We start from the raw sequence: 22,399 nt of genomic DNA on the forward strand, positions 1-22,399 counted from the left end.
GAGGGAAGAGCATGGCATACCAATGGCTAGAATGGAATTTAGAGGGCGCTGTCGCCACGGTGGCACTCAATCGCCCGGAAACGCTCAATGCTTTGACGGATGGACTTTTGATGGAGTTAACGCAAGCGATCAAGGAAGTCGAAAAGAGTCCATCGGTCCGTGTTTTAGTGTTGACGGGTCGGGGCCGGGGATTTTGCTCTGGACAAGATTTGAAGTCCTTTGGAGATGGCAGCGAGAAGCGCGACATTGGAGCGCACCTCGATCACTATTATCACCCACTCATTCGTAAGCTCTCTGGTCTCGAGAAACCGACAATTGCCATGATAAACGGCGTTGTCGCTGGGGCCGGGATGTCTTTAGCACTAGCGTGTGATATGCGCATTGCGGCCGAAGGTTCGCGCTTCTCACAAGCTTTTGTGCGGATTGGATTGGTGCCCGACTCTGGATCGACATACTTTCTTCCTCGCCTTATTGGCGTTTCGCGGGCTCTCGAAATGGCCATGACCGGGGACATGATAGACGGGGACACCGCCCGCGATTGGGGACTGGTGAATCGATTGGTGCCTCCCGATAGACTGGAAGAGGAAACCTATGGACTGGCTCGGCGTCTTGCCGAGGGCCCGCCGATCGCGTTAGGAATGATCAAGCGTTCGATAGCTTGGGGAGCCTCCCATGGGCTCCATGATGCTATGGAGCGCGAGAAGGAATTTCAAATTGAAGCCGCCGAGACGGAAGATCATCTCGGTGCCGTGCAGGCGTTTTTCCGCAAGGAAGAGCCGGTATTTAAGGGGCGATAGTGGTGCGAATCATGGTGGTTGGTTCCGGCACGATGGGTGTCGGGATTGCGGAAGTGGCCCTGATGCAGGGGTTTGAGGTTGTGATGACCGATCCGGACGCTGAGGCACGAAGAGGGGCTCTACATAAGCTCCAGCAGGCATTCGAAAAGCATATCCACAAGGGACGGGCATCGGCTCCGATAGAACAATATTTAGGAGCGTTGACCTTTTCGTCGGAACTTCTGAGTTCGTCGGTGGATTGGGTCATCGAGGCGGTTCCGGAACGCCTAGACCTCAAGCAGCAAATTTTTTCCGAGCTCGACGCACACTACCCCGCGTCGGTGTGGCTTGCGAGCAATACCTCGTCGATTTCCATTGCGCACTTACAAGCTCGAGCGACCCAGCATCCCGAACGCATCGGAGGACTGCATTTCTTTAATCCGGTGCCTCGCATGGGATTAGTCGAGATTATCCGCGGACTGGACACTTCTGAAGAGTATCTGCATGCCGCAGAGGCACTCGTGGTGGCATTAGGTAAACAGGCGGTGGTGGTGCCGGATCGCCCGGGATTTCTCGTGAATCGCATTGCCCGACCGTATTACCTGGAAGCGCTGCGGCTGGTTGATGAAGGCGTGGCTCCGATGGAGGCCGTGGATACGGTAATGCAGAGCGCAGGATTTCCCATGGGTCCATTTCGCGTGATGGACTTAGTGGGGACAGATGTGAATCTCTCCGTGACCACCTCGGTCTTTGAGCAAACCTATTATGACGAACGCTATCGTCCCCATCCGTGGCAACAACAACTGGTTGCACGAGGTTATTGGGGACGAAAACGCCATCGGGGGTTCTATCGTTATGACGACTAAACAAGTCACCTATTGGGGAAATGAGGACCAGGAGTTTGGCGTCTGGCAGCGCATGACCCAGGGCGTGAACGCACTTTCCCGGCTAGAAGGGCATGCGGTGCCCCGGGGTGGTGTACTGATTGAGCCGCACATCGGACCATTGCGGCAAAAACAAGAGCGATTGCGTCTCTTGGATGGCGAAGGACCATTAATGGTCTTGACGGCGTCGATTACCGCCACGATTGCAGCACAACGAGCATGGACCGCTAATGCGATAAAGCTTATCGGCTATGATCCGCTGCTAGTGCAGGCGGGAGGTAGCACTCTGACCATCGCTGGCGCCGATGAGGCGGATCGGGTTTTTCTCCAAGAGATATGGCCGACGTTGACCTTCATTTCAATTGAGGATAGCATCGGCCACATTTTTTCGCGAGAGATCCTTCCCATTATTAATGAAGCGGTCGACTTCTTGACCCGGGGTCTAACTCCTGAGGCGATCGACGATGCCATGAAACGTGGAGTGAACTATCCAAAGGGGCCGTTTGCCTACGCGGAATTATTTGGTTGGGATAACGTCTATTGGGGATTACGGGCACTAGAAGATATGTATGGACCTCGATTTCGTCCCCATCCGACGATTCGGAAGATGGTTGGTAGTTCGCAACTGGAAGGGGAGGACAGCTAATGCGTGAAGTAGCCATAGTGGCAGCGCGCCGGACACCGATTGGAAGACACGGTGGTGTGCTGAAAGATGTCAGGCCGGATGACCTGGCGGCACTGGTATTAAAACAGGTGGTAGAGGATAGCTCTCTTGACCCCGAAGAAATTGACGATGTTCTTCTCGGGGCAGCCAATCAAGCGGGTGAAGATAATCGTAATGTCGCCCGTATGGCGCTTCTTTTAGCAGGGTTTCCTGTGAGCGTGCCAGGAGCGACATTTAATCGGCTGTGTGGCAGTTCCCTGGAAGCGGTCAATCGCGGGTATCAGGCGATTAAAAGTGGGGATGCAGACATCATTGTGGCAGGGGGCGTGGAATCGATGACGCGCGCCCCTTTCGTGATTCCAAAGAGCCCGCGGGCCTATCCCACGGGGAACCAAACCATGTTTGATACCACTATCGGATGGCGTATGGTGAATGCGCGGTTGGCTGCGATGTATCATCCCTATTCTATGGGAGAGACCGCAGAAAATTTGGCGCATAAGTTCCACATTAGCCGTAAGGAACAAGATGCGTGGGCTCTGTCATCACATCAAAAGGCGGTGGCGAGTCAAGAATCGGGGCACTTTCTCAAAGAACTGATTCCCGTGCCAATAGAAAATCCGAAAACGGGGACCGTGCATTATGTGACCGAGGATGAACATCCGCGAAAAGAGACGAGCTTAGAAAAACTGTCCACACTTCGAGCGGCGTTCCGTGAGGGTGGCACTGTCACCGCGGGTAACTCGTCAGGAATCAATGATGGGGCGGCAGCCGTCGTCCTTATGGAGCGAAAACTCGCGGAACGGCGGGGCATTGCGCCTTTAGCCGTGATCCGTGGTACTGGCGTGGCGGGAGTGGATCCTTCGATTATGGGATATGGTCCGGTGCCTGCCACGAAGAAGGCACTGGCACGGACTGGCTGGGACCTCGATGAGGTGGAACAGGTGGAACTAAATGAAGCGTTCGCGGCTCAAGTACTTGCCGTGCTGCATGATCTGCCGATTGAGCACTCCCGCGTCAATCGGCACGGCGGCGCTATTGCTCTGGGCCACCCCTTAGGAGCCTCAGGGGCCCGCATTTTAACCACTCTAATTTATGGGATGCAGACGAGCGGCGCCCGCAAGGGATTAGCCACCATGTGTATTGGCGTAGGACAGGGTATTGCTACTCTCATTGAAAGAGACGGATAGAGAGGGCAGACCTGGCGGTGTAGGCGAAAGCCTATGGGGCGTTAGGAATATCGGTGTAGCGCCAACCTGGGTGCGTTTCGAAGATGCGAGCGTATGAAGTCTGAAACGGTGCTTTATCAGGGAAAGCAAAGGGGAAGAGGCTTACGACCCGAAAAAATAGGAGCATGATGCTCAACGCGTCTAAAATCAACGTGGGGAGGATCCTTAATGAATTGTATTCGTATGGCGACTCAAGACGATGCGGATGTCATTGCGGACCTGATTCACGAAAAGCGTCTCCAATATGAAGGCTATCAGTCGATCTTTTGGCGCATTGCCCCCCATGCGCGCGAGAATCATCGGGGATTCTTGGCCCAGGTGCTGGCTGACGCCCATACTCTTGCGATGGTTTGGGAGGCACTCTGGGGAGGGTGGAGGGCTTCATTATTGCCAACATCGTTGCGTCTCCCCCGGTGTATGCGCCAGGGGGCCCGACGTGTCTGGTGGATGACTACTGGGTTCGCGGCGGCCTGCGTTGGGACACCGTCGGGGCAGCTCTATTAGACGAGGTATGTACCCGAGCGCGATTGGAATTCGCGGCCGCTCAAGTATTGGTCGTGTGTGGCCACAAAGATATCGGGAAACGGGCTATGCTGAGCGAGAACCATCTTGAGATCGCATCGGAATGGTATGTGAAAGGACTCTAGAATTTGGCGGCACATCGCTAAGCTTGGATCCGCAGCAAAAGTCGTATGGCGTGAGCTACAAGCAGCTACCAACGCGTGCGCAGGGATATAGAGAGTATGCTGGCGAGAAGCACCCGCGGATCGTTATCCGCAAGCGGTGCGGCGATTGCGGATCGCGGACCTAGACACGGACATTCCGATGCAAAAAGGTGAGAAGAAATCCTCTCATGGAATCCTCAGTGCGCTGGAAGGAAGCACCTTCGTGGGATGCTTCCTTCCTTGGCGTTCGTGAGAGTTTCGTAGCGTACAGGCAGGGTGTGATTATCGAACAACAGTAGTAGCTGCTGAGCCGAATGTTTCATCATTATGGGTACTCTCGGCGATAAAAAGAGCGACCCCATATGGATTGTCATTGTACCCAAGGATCCTTATTTGTTACTCATCCTGGAACTTACCCGTTACACCAGCGTTTCGTTTTCGATGGATCATTCATAACGCATCACAACAATCGTCGGAGATGATGGCAATGTCGCAGAGTTCACCTCTAAGGTGTCCCTGTGTTCTACAGGAAGCGAGGCCGCTTCAATGAACGTGTCCACGGTATCGAACAGTAATCGTCCGGGCAAGGATAATGCGGGGGTACGATAGTGCATGGGGATGGTGATGGTGGGGTGTAAGTGCTGCATGACGTCGACGGCGTCCTCCCCGTTTAAGGTGACTCGTCCTCCGACAGAAATCATAAGAATGTCGAGAGGGCCGATGTTTTGGGATTGTTCCTCAGATAGACGATGTCCGAGGTCCCCACAATGGCCCACCGTCAGTCCATCGATGCTCAATCGAAAAACCAGGTTCTGACCCCGCTTGCGTCCTTTTACGCGGTCATGGTACGTCTTAAATCCTTGGATGGTAACATCCTTTTTTCGATACTCGCGTGGCTCGTTGACTAATAGATAATCTCCTGAGGCGACCCGTATCTTATTATGGTCTCCATGATTGTGGGTCACCGCAACAATATCAGCGGCGATCGGTTTAGGCATACGGTATCGTAGTAGCCGGTCATACGGATCAATCAATACGCGAGTGCCATCGTGGGACGTTAACAAGAATGCGGCTTGGCCAAACCATTGGATCTGCATCGGGCACCCCTCTTTATAGTTAATCTCATACATTGTTATCACGGTAAAATATATGCGGCGATCGTGTCAATGCCGTGCGGTCATTTCCGGTCAATGACGACATCGCTTAATGCCGCTTTCGACTCCGATAAATATCAATCCCTGCCATGAGACAAAAGGCCCAGGCTGCCTAGAACTTCCTCCCTGAGGCCCTCCTGATCGAGCGCTCTACTGCACTCCCGACATGGGGTGTTAGATGATTGCTCCAATCGTTCGGATGTGCCACTTTTCCGCTAAACCCTCAAACGCTCAAAACCCTTGATGAGATGACGCGTTCGCCCTACACTTCCGTCTATCTCTTCTTGTGGCGGCATACGTTGTCCTAGATAGGAGGGATGGCTATGACGAAGTCGATCAAAGCACTCATCATAGGTATTATCGGGATGTTTATTGGTGCATGGCTCATGACAATAGCGGTGCCACAAACCCTGAATTCGGGATTGCATTGGCCGGTAGTCAGCGTGGCAAAACGCGTCGATCCTTCGGTCGTAGTGGTACTTAATAATCGGGTCGTGGGCCATCGTGAGCAACTGAGGGGCATGGGGTCCGGGGTAGTGATTAATCAGGAAGGGGATATCGTAACAAACTATCATGTGATTCAAGGCGCCGATTCCCTGACGGTGGTGCTGAACCGGGGCCAACGCTATCGGGCTCGGATTGTAGGAACAGACCCGACCACCGACCTCGCCGTGATCCGCATTCATGACCAGCACGTTGTGCCCATTCACTTCGGATCTTCTCGTACCATTCAACCGGGTGAATTAGTGGTCGCCATTGGAAACTCCTTGGGATTAAGTCATACGGTAACGGTGGGGGTGGTGTCGGCGAAGGATCGGGTGATGTACCGCGATGGATGGGAATACCACCTCATTCAAACCGATGCGGCAATCAATCCCGGCAATAGTGGAGGCGCATTAGTCAATGACCAAGGTCAGTTGATCGGTATTAACTCCAGCAAGATTGCCCAAACAGGAGTTGAGGGAATTGGATTTGCCATTCCCAGTGATACCGTACAGTATGTGGTTACGCAAATACTGCGCTATGGCCATGTGCGGCGGCCCTGGATTGGAGCAACCTTGCAGAAGGTACCGGGTAAGGAGTTTGGCATGTTAGTCACCGCGGTGACACCGGGAGGTCCGGCAGCACTTTCCGGTATCACCACCGGCGACTTCATTACCTCCATTAATCGCCATCCCATCCATGGACTACGTGATGTCATGCAGGTACTGGAACATGCAGCAGTAGGACAGACGGTCTCGCTGGGCGTCATTCGGGGGAATGCTGTCCTGACGTTAGCCATTAAATTGAAAGAGACCCCTCCTGTACTGAATAAGACGTCCTAAGGTGGTGGATCACGGTCGGAACGGGGCCAATGACTCCGATTAAGGAGGACGCTACACCGAATACCGAAACCTCATCGCCCTGTCCGACCTACAATCTCTGATATTGATAGACGGTTCCACTTCGACCAGGCAATCCTGAAGGCCGCTCCCTACGGTTCTCGGCGTGGCAGAATTACAGGGTCACCGCCAAGCGTTTACCGGCGCTTTTTTCGAGTTTTTTAGTGGGAAGACAACCATGGTCCATCTCGACTACCGTTGGAAAAAATGGCTCAGGCATGCTACACTTCTCAAAAGTTCGTCACGACATTGAGGGATCATACGTGAGTCATTTTCGTCTCTTAACGGTGGGCCAGCCGCGCGATGCACGACTAAAAGGGTTGGTGGATGAATACTTAACACGTCTTCGCCGTGACGTGCCCGTGGATTGGGCGGTCGTTCCCGAAGAGCCCTTTCGCCGGGGCACTGAATCGCGGGCCGTGCTTAAAGAACAAGAACATATTCTTTCTCGGATCAGTCGTGACGAGTTTGCTATTCTGTTAGATGTGAACGGTCAATCGGTCAGCTCTCACGAGATCAGCCAGCGGTTTCAGAGTTGGCGAGATCAGTCTCGCCGGGTGGTGTGGGTGGTAGGCGGTAGTCTAGGCGTCGGTGATGAGGTTAAACGACGCGCTGACTGGCAATGGTCACTCTCTCCGTTAACGTTTCCGCATGGCTTGGCCCATGTGATCGTGGCGGAACAACTATATCGGGCCTGGACCATTATCCAAGGGCATCCGTATCATAAAGCGTAATTTATTGGGGTGATAGGTATGGCAGGATTATTTGATGAGTTTTCTCTCAAGGGGCTGACGGTGAAGAATCGGGTGATGATGTCGCCCATGTGCCAATACTCTGTTTGGGATCAGGATGGGACACCTAATGAGTGGCACTATGTGCACTACGTGTCGCGGGCGGTGGGTGGCGTCGGCTTAGTCATGATCGAGATGACGGACGTAGTGCCCGATGGGCGTATTACCGTGAATGATTTGGGGATTTGGGCCGACGAACAGATTCCGGCCTATCGTCGTATCATTGATCAAGTCCATCACTATGGTGCCAAGGTGGGCATTCAGATCGCCCATGCGGGTCGAAAGGCCGAGTCTCCCGAACTGCGTCCGGAGGGACCGTCGGCGATTGCCTTTTCCGATAAGTATCGGGTGCCGCATGCCTTAACCATTGATGAAGTCAAGCGATTGGTCGAGGCATTTCGCCAAGGAGCCCGACGGGCAATCGAGGCGGGAGTCGATACGATCGAACTGCATGGCGCGCATGGGTACTTAATTCATCAATTTATGTCACCCCTATCTAACCATCGCGATGATGGTTATGGCGAGCCGACCCAGTTTGGCAAAGAGGTCATTGAAGCGGTGCGCTCGGTGATGCCATCAGGGATGCCGCTGATGATGCGGCTTTCGGCAACAGAATATACCGACCGGGGGTACGACTTTGATCGGTTGCTCACCATGGCTCGTGTGTATCGGGAGAGTGGCGTGGATATGTTTGACATTTCGACCGGAGGCAATGCGGTGGTCCGTATCCATGACTTCCCGGGGTATCAAGTAGTCTACGCGCGTGGGCTTAAAGAGGCGCTTCATGTTCCGGTGGCGGCGGTGGGGCGATTGGAATCCTATGAGCTGGCGCAATCGGTTCTGCAACAAGGCGACGCGGATATGATCGCTATTGCGAGAGGGTTACTTAAGGATCCCTATTGGGTGAATTCTGCGGCCCTCCACTTTGACGCAACCGTGCAGGTACCGCACGAGTACTATCGTGCCTTCCCTCGTTCGTTCGTGAATCCGGAATCTAAACCATGACCGTCGCTGAAATGCAGCACACGGTGGATGAGTGGATAGGGCAATTCGAAGAAGGCTACTTTTCCCCGGAAATTATGATCTTGCGTTTGGCCGAAGAATTAGGGGAGCTCTCGCGTGAGGTGAACCACCTCTATGGCCCAAAACCTAAGAAAGCCAGTGAACCTCTGGGCTCACTGGCGATGGAGTTAGGCGACATGCTCTTTGTATTGGTGTCGTTTGCCAACAGCCAAGGGATCGACCTGGATGCGACCTTCTCCCAGGTGATGGAAAAGTTTTATACGCGAGATCATGATCGCTTTCGGCGTAAAACGCTCCCAGATGAACAGATCTAGTGGCTTTCTGTGGGACCTTTCCAATGATCCATGCCGCCCGCCATGTTAAAGACATTGCGAAACCCGGCCTCTTCCAATAGTGCTGCGGCACGACTCGAACGATTGCCAGAGCGGCATACCACGACGACGGTCTTCTCTTTGGGCACCTCTTTGAGGCGTTGGGTTAACTGGCTTAATGAAATGTGCTTGGCTCGCGGGATGTGACCGAGCCGATATTCGCTCCCTTCTCTGACATCGATGATGAGCGCCTGACCGGAACGGGCCATAGAAGATACCCGTTCCGGGGATAGATGACGAACCATGCTTGACCTCCTCATACCATAGTGGGTATTTTAATCATAGCATGAGTGGCAACAACTAGCGCACCTTCTTGACACGGGTGACAAGAATGGATCCCAAGACAAAATAGATGAATGTCATGACGAAGAGGGCGCGATAGGAGAGCGCTTGTCCGAAGTGCACAACCCATATGGCCAATAGCACACCGGCAATGGCGGTGGCAATGGTTTGCGCCAAGGTTTGGGAAATGGACCACAATCCCATATCTTTGGCAGCATCTCCGGTTGGCGGCAGCACATCGACGGCGAGTGCCCAGTCGGTCGACAGGTAGGTTCCATAGCCCAGTCCAAACACCGCGGCAGACACGATCACCATGGTGATGGAATGGGTAAACACAAAGCCAAGAGCTGCTAAACCCATCACCAATCCACCGACAATCACCATCACTTTTCTCTTGTTCCAGCGGTCAGAAAGCCAGCCTGCGGTAAGCACTGAGAGCAACGACGCGGCGGTGACGGCAATGAGTGCAATGTCGAGAATAGGGTTCGGATTGGCCAAATGTTGGACAAAATGGAGATAGTAGTAGAGATAATATTCTAGAGTGGAAAATCCCAGCATTACCAAAAGACGGGTAAAAAAGACCCACCACCAATCCGGATGTTGTTTCGGGGAGATCCAAAACTTCTTGAGGAAGAGGCCCATGTCAAATGGAGCGGCGCGTTCCTGTAGGGGCCTTTCGGCAACCCCGAACACCGTGACGAGGAGTCCTACCACTTGCAAGGTCGCCAAGATCAAAAATGTTGACCGGATCGAGAAAAAAGTCGGTATCAGGACGCCCCCGATGATCGCGGCTTGACTCATCAGGCCCATATACCCCGATGCGACCCCACGTTGTTCAAACATCACGACGTCGGGAATGAGCGCCTGGTAGGGGGCGGATGCTAAGTTCGAGAACAGTTGTAACACTAGGTAGACCAACAAAAATACCGTAAATTGGTGGATAAAACCCATCAAGGTTAAGGCGATGGCCGTGCCGATCACGCCCACAATCATATACGGGCGGCGTCTTCCCATTGCGCTGTGATTCCGATCCGACAAAGCGCCAATAATGGGCTGAATAATGGATGCTAGAAGGGCCCCCAAAGCTGTCAACAAAGAGACCGAGCTTCCTGATCGGGTAGCACCGACCATGTGGAGCACCAATTCGGGCACGATAATAATAATGAGAGCGGTCCATTGCATATTGGACGTAAACCAGAAGAAACTTAACGCCAGGTTCTCGACAATGCTTAAACGATGGGGAGCCCGCATCGTGACCTTCACAGTGGTCCTCCTTCGCACGTACCCACGACAAGGCACGATGTGCTTTTGGGTACGGTTACGAGACTCATTCGACAAAATCTGTAAGTTTCCTTTAATCGCGGTTGGCTTGCGAGAATCCTATGAAAGCGTTAGGCTCTAGGTAGCCTCTAATCGTGGGATCGTGTGCCCACCATGGAGGATGATGAAAGAACCTTGGGAGTCACGGATATCTATTCGGTCTGGATTGAACAATGAATCTGGACGGGATTTTCGTGCGTTGGTGGGATTGCTTCATGGATAAGGGCTGAGGGTCGTACAGGGACAAGTCGCCTTCATGGAGACAATCGCAACAGCCGGCAGTATTGTGGGGGAGGATCGAGGAATGGCGGAGACCAACTTTGACGTGGTGGTATTAGGAGGCGGCACCGGAGGATATGTGGCGGCAATTCGATCCGCGCAACTAGGCCTTAAAACCGCTTTGGTTGATTCGGGGAGAGTTGGTGGCACCTGCTTGCATCGTGGGTGTATTCCGACGAAGGCTCTATTGCACACAGCGGAATTGTTACATACATTTCAACATCGTGAGGAATTTGGCCTGGTGGCAGAGAATGTGGGCCTCGATTATGGGAAGGCAATGGCCAAAAAGGATAAGGTCGTCACCCAGTTGTGGAAGGGTGTGGAGTTTCTTCTTAAGAAGAATAAGGTCACTACTGTGGCGGGCTGGGGACGGATGTTAGATGCCAACCACATTGAGGTGACGCAGGAAAAGGGTAAAGTGACGCTCCAAGCTAAGGACATCGTGATCGCTACCGGGTCCATTCCGCGTGAATTACCAGACCTTCCGTTTGACGGCAAGCGCATCTTAAGTTCGGATCACATTCTTGAAAAGACAGATATACCAAAGTCTATTGTGATATTGGGCGGAGGAGCCATCGGAGTCGAATTTGCGTCAATGTATAATGACTTTGGAGCCGACGTCACTATCATAGAAATGTTGCCTCATATTTTGCCTCAAGATGACGAAGAGGTGGCGAGTGAACTCGCGAAAATGCTGCAACGCCGTGGCATTAAGATCTTAGCGGGAACGAAGTTTGACTTAAAAAGCGTCAAGACCAGCAGTAAGGGCGTCAGTGCAAGTGTTACCGGGAGTGATGGTAAAGAGGCCACGGTGAGTGGTGATGTACTGTTGGTCGCGATTGGCCGCAAGGCTATTACCGAGGATATTGGTCTTGAAACGGTGGGAGTGAAAGTGGATCGCGGATTTGTTGTGGTGGACGACCACTATCGCACCAATGTACCTCATGTCTATGCGATTGGGGACGTCATCGGTGGGTATCTCTTGGCTCATGTAGCCTCCCACGAAGGGATGATTGCGGTGGAGACCATTGCGGGGCAAAAACCGGAGTTGTTGGATCCGCATCGCGTGCCACGTGTGACCTATTCTCGCCCCGAAGTCGCCTCCGTCGGTTTGACAGCAAAAGAAGCCGAGACGGCCGGATATGAAGTGAAGGTGGGGATTTTCCCCTTTAAGGCGAACGGCAAGGCCATGATTTTAGGGGAAGCCGAGGGTATCGTCAAATTGGTTGCAGATAAGAAGACGGACGTGTTATTGGGCGCCCATATTGTCGGACCGCATGCGTCAGACTATATTAACGAAATGGCCTTAGCGCGATTTCTTGAAGCGACAGCGTGGGAAGTGGCGGAGAGTGTTCATGCTCATCCCACCGTGTCTGAAGTGTTACATGAGGCGGCTTTGGCGGTGGATGGACACGCAATTCACATTTAATGTGAGGGGGACGCACAGTGGCAAAGAGCAAGGCGCTCTATGGCTTAGATCTAGATGCGGAGCGAATTCACACCATGTACTATTACATGGTGCTAAGTCGCGAGTTGGATAAGCGCATATGGATTTTGAACCGCCAAGGGAAGTCAGCCTTTGTGATTTCCGGCCAAGGCCAAGAGGGCGTGCAGGTGTCGTCGGCATTGGCTTTGAATCCTGAGACCGATTGGTTAGCACCTTACTATCGCGATATGGCTATGGTCATGGCGTTTGGGATGACGCCACGAGAAGTCATGCTGGCGCAGTTAGGGAAAGCTGACGATCCGAGCTCTGGTGGGCGCCAGATGCCCTCCCATTTTGGGCACCGAGCCAAGCACATTTTAACCAGTTCTTCACCGGTTGCCACGCAGGTTGTGCATGCGGTGGGGCTGGCCTGGGCGGCGAAAATTCGTCACGAGTCCAGTGTGGTGCTGACGTCCTTAGGAGAAGGATCGACTAACCAAGGAGAATTTCATGAGGCATTGAATTTTGCCGCCGTGCAGCGCGTGCCGTTAATTGTCCTCGTGGAGAACAACGGTTATGCCATTTCTGTACCGCAAGAGCGCGAAATGGCCATTGCCGATGTCGCCATTCGAGCGGAAGGTTATGGGATTCCCGGAGTGGTTGTGAGTGGTTCGGATCCGTTACAAGTCTATCAAGTAGTGTATGAAGCGCGCAGCCGCGCCTTGCGCGGCGAAGGCCCCACGTTGATCGAGGCGAAAACGCACCGGTTTACGGCGCACTCCAGTGACGATGACGACCGGTCGTATCGGACCCGAGAGAAACTTGAAGAAGAACGACGTGATGATGCCATCCCCAAATTTCGCGAGTGGATGACCTCGGAGCGCCTTTGGGATAATGAGGCCGAAGATGCGCTCTTACAGCGCATCAAACATGAAGTGGACGATGCTACGGATTTTGCGGAGGCGGCCAAGCTGCCCGATGCCGATAGCTTGTTCGACCATGTTTATGGCTCCTCCCCAGCATCATAATGATGAAAGGCAGAAAGGAGAGGGTGAGGGTGTCGGATAATGGATTAACTCCCGAGCTTATGCTAGACATGTATTATCACATGCTCCTAGCTCGTGCGGTAGACGACCGCATGTGGATATTGAATCGTCAGGGACGGGCCCCGGTGGTCTATACCTCTAATGGCCATGAGGCGGCACAGGTTGGATCAGCGTTTGCTCTAAACCGTGGCGAAGATTGGATTGTACCCTATTACCGCGATTTAGCACTCGTTTTGGCCTATGGCATGACACCCCGTGAAGTGATGTTGCACCTCTTAGGGCGTGCCGATGATCCCAACTCGGGCGGGCGTCAAATGCCGGCTCACTGGGGGCATGCGAAGCTGCATATTTTGACAGGAGGCTCGGTCGTGGCGACCCAGGATGTCCATGCGGCAGGCTTGGCGTTGGCCTCCAAGGTTCTGAACGACGGACGGGTGTCTGTCGCGTATTTTGGCGAGGGCTCGACGAGCCAAGGAGAATTTCATGAGGCGTTAAATTTTGCGGCCGTACATAAGCTTCCGGTGATTTTCTTCAATGAAAACAACGGGTACGCTATTTCGGTCCCGTCGCGCAAGCAGATGGCGGTTCAGGATGTGGCAGCGCGTGCGAGTGGTTATGGCATGCCGGGAGTAATTGTGGATGGCAATGATCCGGTCAAAGTGTACGAGGTGGTGAAGGAAGCCGCGGATCGAGCCCGGCGGGGCGAAGGGCCGACCTTGGTGGAGGCCAAAACCTATCGCTTTGTACCGCATTCAAGTGATGATGATGATCGTGCCTATCGCTCGCGTGAAGAGGTGCAAGAGGCCAAGAAGCGCGATCCGATTGCGATGTTTGAAGCACGACTCAAGGAAGCAGACATTTTGACCGATGAGAAGATCCAGAAGATGCAAAAAGACATTAAAGATATTGTCAACGACGCCACGGACTTTGCCGAGCAGGCCGCTTTGCCTGATCCGGCAACCTTAGCCGATCACGTATATGGCTCCTAAGCGAGTCGACGGATTTGAAACCAGATAAGGAGGGCAAAGTCCGGCGGCAAACCTGAGAGCCGGGCGAGACACTATGGCGGTATTAAGTTACTTAGAGGCAATTCGAGAAACCTTACGTCAGGAAATGCAGCGAGATTCGCGCATTATTATCTACGGCGAAGATGTTGGGGTGCGCGGAGGGGTGTTCCGCGTGACCGAAGGTCTTCAAAAAGAGTTTGGGGAAGAGCGGGTCATTGATTCGCCCTTAGCTGAAGCCGCAATCGTGGGGACAGCCATTGGTGCCGCAGTGAATGGACTGCGCCCAGTACCGGAAATTCAGTTTGCCGATTTCATTTTTCCGGCCATCAACCAAATTGTGCAAGAGGCAGCCCGTATTCGTTACCGTTCCAATGGGGCTTTTCATGTCCCTATTGTGATTCGTGCTCCTTTTGGTGGGGGAGTCCACGGAGCCCTTTATCACTCGCAGAGTGTCGAAGCATTTTTTGCCCATGTGCCGGGGCTCAAGGTGGTTATCCCTTCCTCACCCTATGACGCCAAGGGGTTACTAGCTGCAGCTATTCAAGATGAGGATCCGGTCCTTTATTTTGAGCATAAGGCGGCTTATCGCTCGCTCAAGGGTGAAGTGCCGGAAGAACGGTTCGTGATACCCATCGGTAAGGCTGAAGTGAAAAAAGAAGGTCGTCACGTGTCCATTATTACCTACGGTTTGATGGTCAACTATGCGTTAAAGGCGGCTGAGGAATTAGAGAAAGACGGCATTTCTGTTGAAGTGCTTGACTTGCGCTCGATTCGACCATTGGATGTGGAGGCGATTTTGAGTACGGCGAAGAAGACCGGTAAGGTTCTCGTTCTGCATGAAGATAATCTCACCGGAGGGATTGGCGGTGAAGTGAGTGCACTAATCGCCGAGCATGCATTATTTCATCTTGACGCACCGATTATGCGATTGGCTGGTCCGGACGTCCCTGCTATGCCATATAGCGCCCCGTTGGAGCATGCGTTCATGGTCACTCCAGAAAAAATCCGCGATAAAGCCCGGGAACTTGCCGAATTTTAACTTGACACTGCAAGACGAGGAGGAAAGCATATGGCGACAGAAGTAGTATCTATGCCGCAATTAGGGGAGTCGGTGACCGAGGGCACGATTGGCCAGTGGCTGAAGAATGTCGGTGATGAGATAGAAAAGTATGAGTCACTCTTAGAAGTGATGACTGACAAGGTAAATGCTGAGGTGCCCTCTCCGGTCACGGGAAAAGTAGCGAAGATTCTGGTCGAGCCCGGTGAGACGGTGCCGATTGGCACGGCCATTTGCGAAATAGAGGTTGAGGGTAGCGCCGCATCCAGTTCGGACACTACTGTGGAACCGCCAGCCGCTGAACCGGAGCCGAAAGCCGCCGTCGCGGCGTCTGAGGAGGAGGATACGACCAAAGAACGCGGAGCTTCGGTTGACGGGCGGGGGCGATATTCTCCCGCGGTGCGCCGGCTGGCCGAGGAAAATGGCATCGATCCGCAAAATGTATCTGGCACGGGCGCAGGGGGTCGGGTCACGCGCGACGATATCCTTGAAGCGGCTAAGCATAAGGACACATCCAGTGCAAATACGGCTGCGAAGTCTAGTCCTTCGGCGTCGAAATCCGCAACAGAAAAGCCTGGCGTCATGGAGTCGGCGCCAGCGGTGATCGACGAGGATGACCAGGTGGAGCCGCTAGCACCGGTCCGCAAAGTGATTGCTGAGCGGATGGCTCGCTCTAAGCAGACGGTGCCACATGCTTGGCTTATGGTGGAAGTGGATGTCACGGGACTGACAGAATTACGCGAAGCCATCAAAGAGGACTTTAAGGCTCGAGAGGGGATTTCTCTCACCTATCTTCCCTTCATGTTGCGAGCTGTGGTTGAGGGACTGCGGGCTGTGCCGGGAATGAACTCGCAGTGGAACGGCGACAGTATTGTGATGAAAAAGCACGTCAATATTGGAATGGCAGCTGCGACCGATCGCGGCCTCATTGTCCCGGTGGTGAAGGATGCCGATCAAAAGAATATTGTCGGTTTAGCCAAAGCCACCCAAGACTTGGTGAAGCGTTCACGCGCTGGTCGATTGACAATGGACGATCTCAGCGGCGGGACCTTTACCGTCGACAATACGGGTGCTGTGGGCACAGTACTGACTTATCCGGTCATCAATGCCCCGGAGGTGGGTATCGTGACCATGGAGTCCATCGTGAAGCGCCCCGTGGTGGTGGGGAATATGATTGCCATTCGTTCGATGGTGAACGTGTGTCTGTCGTTTGACCACCGCGTGGTCGATGGCGCTGAAGCTGGGAAGTTCTTGCAAGTAGTGAAGAAGCACTTGGAAAGTATTACTACGGAAACATCGCTTTATTAGACCACAGCGTGCGGGGATGGCCTTTAGCGGTCGTCCCCTAGGTTGTTGGTTGTCATTACGAGAGGGGGAGTATTGCATGGAACCCACGCCACTTCCAATGGCCCATCCGTCACGTACGGCGCCGGGACCGAAGCCACCCTCGTGGCTAAAAGTACGGTTAACCCAAGGGGAAAATTATTTGGAGCTCAAGGACTTGATGCGTTCGCAGACCCTTCACACGGTTTGTGAAGAGGCGTTATGTCCTAATATCTACGAATGTTGGGAAGCGCGAACGGCAACATTTCTTATCCTTGGAGAGATTTGTACGCGTAACTGTGGCTTTTGCGCCATCACCACGGGTCGGCCCATCGGATTAGATCGTGAAGAACCCAAACGTGTCGCCGCCACCACCAAACATATGGGTCTTCGCCATGTGGTCATTACGTCCGTGACCCGCGATGATCTCAGCGATGGTGGTGCCGAAATTTTTGTGGGGTGTATTGAAGAAATTCGGGCTGAAGTGCCGGATTGCGGTGTTGAAGTATTGATTCCGGACTTAATGGGGAATTGGGAGGCACTGTCAAGTATCGTCAAGGCGCGACCTGATATCTTCAACCACAATACCGAGTCGGTGCCTCGACTCTATCCTTGGGTTCGTCCAAAGGCGCAATATGAGCGTACCATGGAACTCTTGCGTCGAGTGAAATTGCAGGATAGCCGCATTGTCACGAAATCGGGCATCATGGTGGGATTAGGAGAGACTCGCGAGGAAATTCACCAGGTGATGGTCGATATGCGCGAGAATTTGGTGGATGTCTTGACGATGGGGCAGTATTTACGTCCTGATCAGAAACACCTTCCGGTTGAGCGCTACTACACACCCGAAGAGTTTCTGGATCTGAAAGAAGAAGCCTTGGCGTTGGGATTTCGTCACGTCGAGTCGGGACCTCTGGTACGCAGTTCCTATCACGCCGCGTCGCAAGTACCTCAGGGGGTCTAATATGCGGACAGTGAATGTGGTTCGACTAGGGATTCTCGGGTATGAAGAAGCCTGGAATTTGCAGCGTGAAGTCGGAGAGCGCGTCTTGCGCGGGGAAATTCCGGAAACGCTTCTTCTTTTGGAGCATTACCCGGTATACACGGTGGGACGTGGTGCGCACGGCTCACTGAATAATCTGCTCTGGGATGAAGAGAGACGCGCTCAAGAAGGGATTCAGTTGTTTCAAGTAGATCGCGGAGGGGACATTACCTATCACGGGCCCGGTCAACTAGTGGGATACCCCATCCTGAATTTGCAACACTATGGACGCGATTTGCATCAATATCTCCGCCAACTGGAAGAGGCTATTATTCGAACGCTTCAAGGGTATGGCCTCCAAGCCGGGAGAATGCCACATCACACCGGCGTGTGGGTCGGAGAAGACAAAGTCGCGGCCATTGGAGTGAAAGCCAGTCAGTGGATTACCCAACACGGGTTTGCTCTCAATGTCGATCCCAATCTCGCGCACTTTTCGGGGATTGTTCCCTGTGGTATCAGCGACAAAGGGGTCACATCTTTGGCTCAACTCTTGGATAAACCGATGACCATCGCCGAGGTCCAACCGGGGGTTGAGGAGTCGCTCGCGCAGGTGTTCGACTGGCACTACGAGAATGTGAGCACGCGCGATTTTAAGAATATATTTGTTGGGTGAGGTCGCGAAAAGAGGTCGACTGGGAGTAGAATAGCGGTGAGGTGATTCGGCCATTGGAACAAATGACACATCACTCCGAAGCTAAGGTGCATACCCCACGCGCCCGGTCGATTCGAGAGGTCGTGTTCGGCGTCAATGATGGACTGGTGTCCATCACGGGAATTATCGTTGGGGTGACCTCATCGAGAATGTCCTCCAATCAAGTCATTATTTCTGCCTTGGCGGCCGTTGTTGCGGCCGCTGTGTCGATGGGATTAGGTCAATATTTATCGACGGTTGCTCAAAACGAATACTTTCTTGCAGAACGTGAACGGGAATATCGTGAGGTGGCGGAAATTCCTCACGAAGAGCGGGCGGAAGTCGAAGGGATCTATCGCGCCCAAGGATTTAACCAAGATGAAGTGGCGTTATTAACCGAGCGTGTGACCGCTGACCCAGATCGATGGGTGGATTTTATGATGAAAGAGGAGCTAGGGATTCTGCTAGACTCGATGGACAGTCCCTGGTCGACTTCGTTGGTGATGGCCGTGGCGGTTATCGCTGGAGCGGTTCCTCCTGTATTACCCTATCTTTTGGTGCGCAATGTGCATATCGCTGAAATTTTGGCCATTGTTTTTGCCGTGGTGGTGGCGTTTGCATTAGGGGTTCTTAAGGCAAAGGTGGCGAAGTCGTCATGGTGGAAAAGTGGAGTACAGTTTCTGTTGGTGACAGCAGCGGCGGTCCTGATAGGCATCGTCGGCGGGAGCCTCTTGGGAAGAATTTTCGGCTAGTCAGCTCTGATGATGCTCTCTACCAGCAATTCTTACGCGACCTTGCAGACGAAGAGCAGGCTTCGAGAGTACCAAGAGTGGCTCTCGAAGCGCAATGACTAGGGAATCGCCTTCAGGATGGACTTCAGAATGTCGGAAGCGGTATCGGTGTGACTTTTGTCGAGTCCTGGATTTACTTTGCCTCCCGATGGGGGAAGCCCACATCCGGGACTGACCTCGGTCGGAGCATTTCCTTTAATATAGACCTCATTATAGGTGGAACAACAGCCATTGCTCAAAAGTCCTGTTTTCACACACACCGTGCGGGTCACAATGCCCGGCGGTTTAGGGAACCGAGTATATGGCGTATTGGCTAGCGCATCTGCCATAAAATGTGCCCAAATCGGGCCCGCTCCAGCGTCTCCGGTGAGTCCCATCGGGGAATCATTGTCGTTACCCACCCAAACGGCTGTGGCCAACTGGGGGGTGAATCCCACCAGCCAGGCATCCCGCTGCTTGGAGGAAGTCCCGGTTTTTGCCGCGGCAGGACGCCCCGCTAAAATGGGCTCTAAATCATGAGCCGTTCCGCCCGAGTATAACAGGGGCGCGCTAAAGAGATTGGTGACCACATAGGCCACCTGGCGCGAGATCACGCGGGTGCGCTTTGGAGCGGCTTGATAGACCACCTTACCATTGGCATTAGTCACCTTCAATACCGCCAGTGGGCGCACCCGATAGCCGCCATTGGCCAAGGTGGCGACGGCTCGAGCCATTTCATAGGGGGTGACCGACGATGACCCCAGCGTGGTGGTCAAATTATCGGCCAAAGGGCTGGTTATCCCCATCGCGTGAGCTGTCGCAATCATGGCGGGGGGACCGACAGTATCCATCCACTTTAAGGCCACAATATTGTCTGAGAGGGCAATCGCTCGTCGAATGACGAGCGGACCATTGTAGACATACCCATAATTGTGCGGAACATACCACTTGCCGTTGCCTGCTGGGAAGCGGACGGGAGCTGAGTCTTTGACGGCGGACGTGGAATATCCTTCTTTGATGACCGTGGTATAGGTAAAGTATTTCATGGCGGATCCTGGTTGGCGAGCCGCCTTGGTTGCTCGGTCGAATTGAGAATTTTGGTAATCATCGCCACCGACCAGTGCCTCGACATAGCCATTTTTGGGATTGATTGCCACAAGCGCTGCTTCGGGCTCCCAGACGCCATGGACTTTTCCGTTGATGGGGCCATAGTTCATGATGTCGTTTTGGGCGGCTTGTTGCATGGACCAGTTCATGGTCGTATCCACGTGATATCCACCGCTAAAAAGATTTTTTCCAATGGATGGGTCAATGGCTGCGAGTTGGTCCGCGACAAATTTTGTAAAAAACGGCGCCCGATTGCCCACTGGAGGAGAGCCGTTCAACGCTAAGGGGGCGGCTTCTGCGGTTCGGGCGGTGGCGGGCGAGATATAGTGTAGCGTGGCCATTTGTGCTAATACCACGTTGCGTCGCGTCAGGGATGCCCGCGGGTGGACAAACGGGTCATAATAGCTCGGTGCATTGACTAGGCCGGCTAATAATGCGGCTTCCGGCAGCGTGAGCGAGGACACGCCGTGCCCGAAATAGCGCTCCGAGGCGGCTTGCACCCCATAGGCGCCTTCGCCGAAGTACACGTCATTGAGGTACATGGTGATGATCTGTTGTTTGTTATAGATGGCGGAAAGCTTTAGGGTAATGAGAAGCTCCTTGAATTTCCGGGAAAAGGTTCTTTGATCGCTCAGATAGAGGTTTTTGGCTAACTGTTGGGTAATGGTGCTTCCACCCTGAATAATCTGCCCGTGAGAGATATCCACGGCCGCTGCCCGCATAATGCCTACCGGATCCACTGCCGGTTCGATCCAAAACGTGTTGTCTTCAATGGCGACCAGCGCGTTTTGCATCACCGAAGGGATGGTTTGATAGCTCACTGGGAGACGGTTTCGGGCGGCATAAATCACGCTGACCAAATGGCCATGCTGATCATAGATACTGGTATCGGCGGGTTCGTTGGGAGCCGGGAAGAACACCCACGCTGTCGGTACGAGAACTACACCCACGGCGATCACTAATGCGGGCAGGCTCACTACGGCTCCAGTCTGGGCCAGCGACCTCGCGATACGCTGGCGCTGGCGGCTTATCCAGTCCCCCAAATGATGGCTATGTTGTCGTCCGTGTCGAGCCATGGCCTCTCCTCCTTGCAGCATCATGTCAGACCTTGGTCTTGGCCCTTAGTATGGCCAGCGTACGTCGGGCATTACGCTGTCAATTCTGTGCAAAACTCACCGGTCTATGGGAACTTGAGATTGTAGAAACATCTGCTATAATAGCCAAGACTATGGGGAATTTAGGAGGCACGTCATTTGTTATCCACACCAGAAAAATTCACGGTGATGGCCGGGGTTGCCGAAGGTCCAACCCGGCTAAATGCGTTTGATAATGCGCTGCTCGCTGCAGGAATTGGTAACTTAAATCTTCTTCGCGTCAGCTCAATTCTTCCGCCACACGCGACAGAAGTACCCGATTTACGAGTCGCGCCGGGGAGTCTTTTGCCGACGGCGTACGGCACCATTACCTCGGAGGAACCAGGGGCCCAGATTGCGGCTGCCGTAGCGATCGCGGTTGGTGACGCCGACCAATACGGAGTCATTATGGAGTTTTCGGGTCATTGTAGTGAGAAAGAAGCTGCGGCCACTGTGGAAGAGATGGCGCGTGCGGCTTTTCGGCAACGCGGGCGGCAAGTGGAACGCGTGATTGTGCGAGCGGTGGAGCATCGGGTACAAGCGATTGGATGCGCTTTTGCTGCAGTCGCTCTGTGGTATTAGAGGAGGAGCATGGTGAAGAAACCGCAAACGTGGTTTACCGAATATCAGACCGATTCGCTCAGCTTAGGCTTGCGTGTGGACGAGATTCTGCATTCGGAGAAAACGCCCTTTCAAGAGATGCTTGTGGTAGAAACGGAAACCTACGGTCGGCTCCTCAGTCTCGATGGGGCCGTGCAAACCACGGCTCGGGACGAGTTTGTCTATCATGAAATGATTACGCACGTGCCGCTCTTTATGCTGGATAATCCGACCAAGGTGGCGGTTATTGGTGGGGGAGATGGCGGCGCGATTCGTGAAATTCTTAAGCATGAGAGTGTAGAAGAAGCACACTTGGTGGAAATTGACGGTCGTGTTATCGAGGCGGGGCGTCGATATTTTCCCGAGATTGCGGTGGCGCTCGATCACCCGAAGGCGCATATTCATGAGACCGATGGCATTGAATGGGTCAAGAGTGCCCG

The 22,399-nt window shown here is 53.5% G+C and carries 23 protein-coding genes; 19 read left to right on the plus strand and 4 right to left on the minus strand.

Features of this window, described 5'->3' with window-relative positions; all coding sequences use genetic code 11:
• The first annotated feature begins 11 nt into the window (after positions 1-11).
• The 5 genes from ACOJWD_RS12570 (at position 12) to ACOJWD_RS12590 (ending at position 4,054) form a co-directional block, all read left to right on the plus strand.
• Entirely contained in the window at positions 12-797 is a 786-nt protein-coding gene (locus tag ACOJWD_RS12570) for an enoyl-CoA hydratase/isomerase family protein (protein WP_486993577.1), read from the plus strand.
• An 11-nt stretch (positions 798-808) separates the two neighbouring features.
• Positions 809-1,642 carry a 3-hydroxyacyl-CoA dehydrogenase family protein gene (locus ACOJWD_RS12575; RefSeq protein WP_486993598.1) on the plus strand — a complete coding sequence of 278 codons (834 nt, stop codon included), beginning with the start codon at positions 809-811 and terminating at the stop codon, positions 1,640-1,642.
• Positions 1,632-2,306 (plus strand): 3-hydroxyacyl-CoA dehydrogenase family protein, encoded by a 675-nt coding sequence (locus tag ACOJWD_RS12580; RefSeq protein ID WP_486993578.1) that lies wholly within the window; start codon positions 1,632-1,634, stop codon positions 2,304-2,306. The genes ACOJWD_RS12575 and ACOJWD_RS12580 overlap by 11 nt, the downstream gene beginning before the upstream one ends.
• Positions 2,306-3,511, plus strand: coding sequence for a thiolase family protein (locus ACOJWD_RS12585; protein WP_486993579.1), 1,206 nt, complete (start codon positions 2,306-2,308; stop codon positions 3,509-3,511). The genes ACOJWD_RS12580 and ACOJWD_RS12585 overlap by 1 nt, the downstream gene beginning before the upstream one ends.
• A gap of 207 nt (positions 3,512-3,718) precedes the next feature.
• The gene (locus tag ACOJWD_RS12590) at positions 3,719-4,054 is read left to right on the plus strand and encodes a hypothetical protein (protein WP_486993580.1); all 336 of its coding nucleotides are present in this window, start codon (positions 3,719-3,721) and stop codon (positions 4,052-4,054) included.
• A gap of 607 nt (positions 4,055-4,661) precedes the next feature.
• On the opposite strand, the gene ACOJWD_RS12595 is transcribed toward ACOJWD_RS12590, so the two are convergent.
• A complete protein-coding gene (locus ACOJWD_RS12595; protein WP_486993581.1) occupies positions 4,662-5,312 on the minus strand; it encodes an MBL fold metallo-hydrolase in 651 nt (216 codons plus the stop codon).
• Between the two features lie 380 nt (positions 5,313-5,692).
• Between ACOJWD_RS12595 and ACOJWD_RS12600 the strand changes: the two genes are divergently transcribed.
• From ACOJWD_RS12600 to ACOJWD_RS12615, 4 genes are all read left to right on the plus strand, one after another.
• Positions 5,693-6,694, plus strand: coding sequence for a S1C family serine protease (locus ACOJWD_RS12600; protein WP_486993582.1), 1,002 nt, complete (start codon positions 5,693-5,695; stop codon positions 6,692-6,694).
• 320 nt (positions 6,695-7,014) lie between these two features.
• Positions 7,015-7,485, plus strand: a complete 471-nt coding sequence (locus tag ACOJWD_RS12605; protein ID WP_486993583.1) for a 23S rRNA (pseudouridine(1915)-N(3))-methyltransferase RlmH — start codon at positions 7,015-7,017, stop codon at positions 7,483-7,485.
• An 18-nt stretch (positions 7,486-7,503) separates the two neighbouring features.
• On the plus strand, positions 7,504-8,547 hold the full coding sequence (locus tag ACOJWD_RS12610; protein WP_486993584.1) for an NADH:flavin oxidoreductase/NADH oxidase: 1,044 nt from the start codon (positions 7,504-7,506) through the stop codon (positions 8,545-8,547).
• The gene (locus ACOJWD_RS12615) at positions 8,544-8,879 is read left to right on the plus strand and encodes a nucleotide pyrophosphohydrolase (protein WP_486993585.1); all 336 of its coding nucleotides are present in this window, start codon (positions 8,544-8,546) and stop codon (positions 8,877-8,879) included. The genes ACOJWD_RS12610 and ACOJWD_RS12615 overlap by 4 nt, the downstream gene beginning before the upstream one ends.
• On the opposite strand, the gene ACOJWD_RS12620 is transcribed toward ACOJWD_RS12615, so the two are convergent.
• The gene (locus ACOJWD_RS12620) at positions 8,876-9,181 is read right to left on the minus strand and encodes a rhodanese-like domain-containing protein (RefSeq protein ID WP_486993586.1); all 306 of its coding nucleotides are present in this window, start codon (positions 9,179-9,181) and stop codon (positions 8,876-8,878) included. The two genes, ACOJWD_RS12615 and ACOJWD_RS12620, sit on opposite strands and share 4 nt — an antisense overlap.
• Positions 9,182-9,236: 55 nt before the next feature.
• On the minus strand, positions 9,237-10,481 hold the full coding sequence (locus ACOJWD_RS12625; protein WP_486993587.1) for an MFS transporter: 1,245 nt from the start codon (positions 10,479-10,481) through the stop codon (positions 9,237-9,239).
• Positions 10,482-10,842: 361 nt separating this feature from the next.
• On the opposite strand from ACOJWD_RS12625, the gene lpdA reads away from it, so the two are divergent.
• The 8 genes from lpdA to ACOJWD_RS12665 all read left to right on the plus strand — a co-directional run bounded on the left by lpdA (position 10,843) and on the right by ACOJWD_RS12665 (position 19,101).
• Positions 10,843-12,246 carry a dihydrolipoyl dehydrogenase gene (gene lpdA, locus ACOJWD_RS12630; protein WP_486993588.1) on the plus strand — a complete coding sequence of 468 codons (1,404 nt, stop codon included), beginning with the start codon at positions 10,843-10,845 and terminating at the stop codon, positions 12,244-12,246.
• Positions 12,247-12,263: 17 nt separating this feature from the next.
• Positions 12,264-13,271, plus strand: a complete 1,008-nt coding sequence (locus ACOJWD_RS12635; RefSeq protein WP_486993589.1) for a thiamine pyrophosphate-dependent dehydrogenase E1 component subunit alpha — start codon at positions 12,264-12,266, stop codon at positions 13,269-13,271.
• A gap of 29 nt (positions 13,272-13,300) precedes the next feature.
• Positions 13,301-14,278, plus strand: coding sequence for a thiamine pyrophosphate-dependent dehydrogenase E1 component subunit alpha (locus ACOJWD_RS12640; RefSeq protein WP_486993590.1), 978 nt, complete (start codon positions 13,301-13,303; stop codon positions 14,276-14,278).
• 73 nt (positions 14,279-14,351) lie between these two features.
• Entirely contained in the window at positions 14,352-15,335 is a 984-nt protein-coding gene (locus tag ACOJWD_RS12645; protein WP_486993591.1) for an alpha-ketoacid dehydrogenase subunit beta, read from the plus strand.
• Between the two features lie 30 nt (positions 15,336-15,365).
• Complete coding sequence (locus tag ACOJWD_RS12650; RefSeq protein ID WP_486993592.1) at positions 15,366-16,661, plus strand: dihydrolipoamide acetyltransferase family protein; 1,296 nt, start codon at positions 15,366-15,368, stop codon at positions 16,659-16,661.
• Between the two features lie 76 nt (positions 16,662-16,737).
• Positions 16,738-17,640, plus strand: a complete 903-nt coding sequence (gene lipA, locus ACOJWD_RS12655) for a lipoyl synthase (protein ID WP_486993593.1) — start codon at positions 16,738-16,740, stop codon at positions 17,638-17,640.
• Between the two features lies 1 nt (position 17,641).
• Positions 17,642-18,331 carry a lipoyl(octanoyl) transferase LipB gene (gene lipB / locus ACOJWD_RS12660; RefSeq protein WP_486993594.1) on the plus strand — a complete coding sequence of 230 codons (690 nt, stop codon included), beginning with the start codon at positions 17,642-17,644 and terminating at the stop codon, positions 18,329-18,331.
• Between the two features lie 62 nt (positions 18,332-18,393).
• Complete coding sequence (locus ACOJWD_RS12665) at positions 18,394-19,101, plus strand: VIT1/CCC1 transporter family protein (RefSeq protein WP_486993599.1); 708 nt, start codon at positions 18,394-18,396, stop codon at positions 19,099-19,101.
• 98 nt (positions 19,102-19,199) lie between these two features.
• Here ACOJWD_RS12665 and ACOJWD_RS12670 read toward each other — a convergent pair whose 3' ends face one another.
• On the minus strand, positions 19,200-21,302 hold the full coding sequence (locus ACOJWD_RS12670) for a transglycosylase domain-containing protein (protein WP_486993595.1): 2,103 nt from the start codon (positions 21,300-21,302) through the stop codon (positions 19,200-19,202).
• A 177-nt stretch (positions 21,303-21,479) separates the two neighbouring features.
• Between ACOJWD_RS12670 and ACOJWD_RS12675 the strand changes: the two genes are divergently transcribed.
• Both ACOJWD_RS12675 and ACOJWD_RS12680 read left to right on the plus strand, forming a co-directional pair.
• Positions 21,480-21,941, plus strand: coding sequence for a pyruvoyl-dependent arginine decarboxylase (locus ACOJWD_RS12675; RefSeq protein ID WP_486993596.1), 462 nt, complete (start codon positions 21,480-21,482; stop codon positions 21,939-21,941).
• Positions 21,942-21,953: 12 nt separating this feature from the next.
• The coding region (locus tag ACOJWD_RS12680; protein WP_486993597.1) for a spermine/spermidine synthase domain-containing protein at positions 21,954-22,399 on the plus strand (446 nt) is incomplete at its 3' end.

Source organism: Sulfobacillus sp. TH-112, from assembly GCF_057473405.1.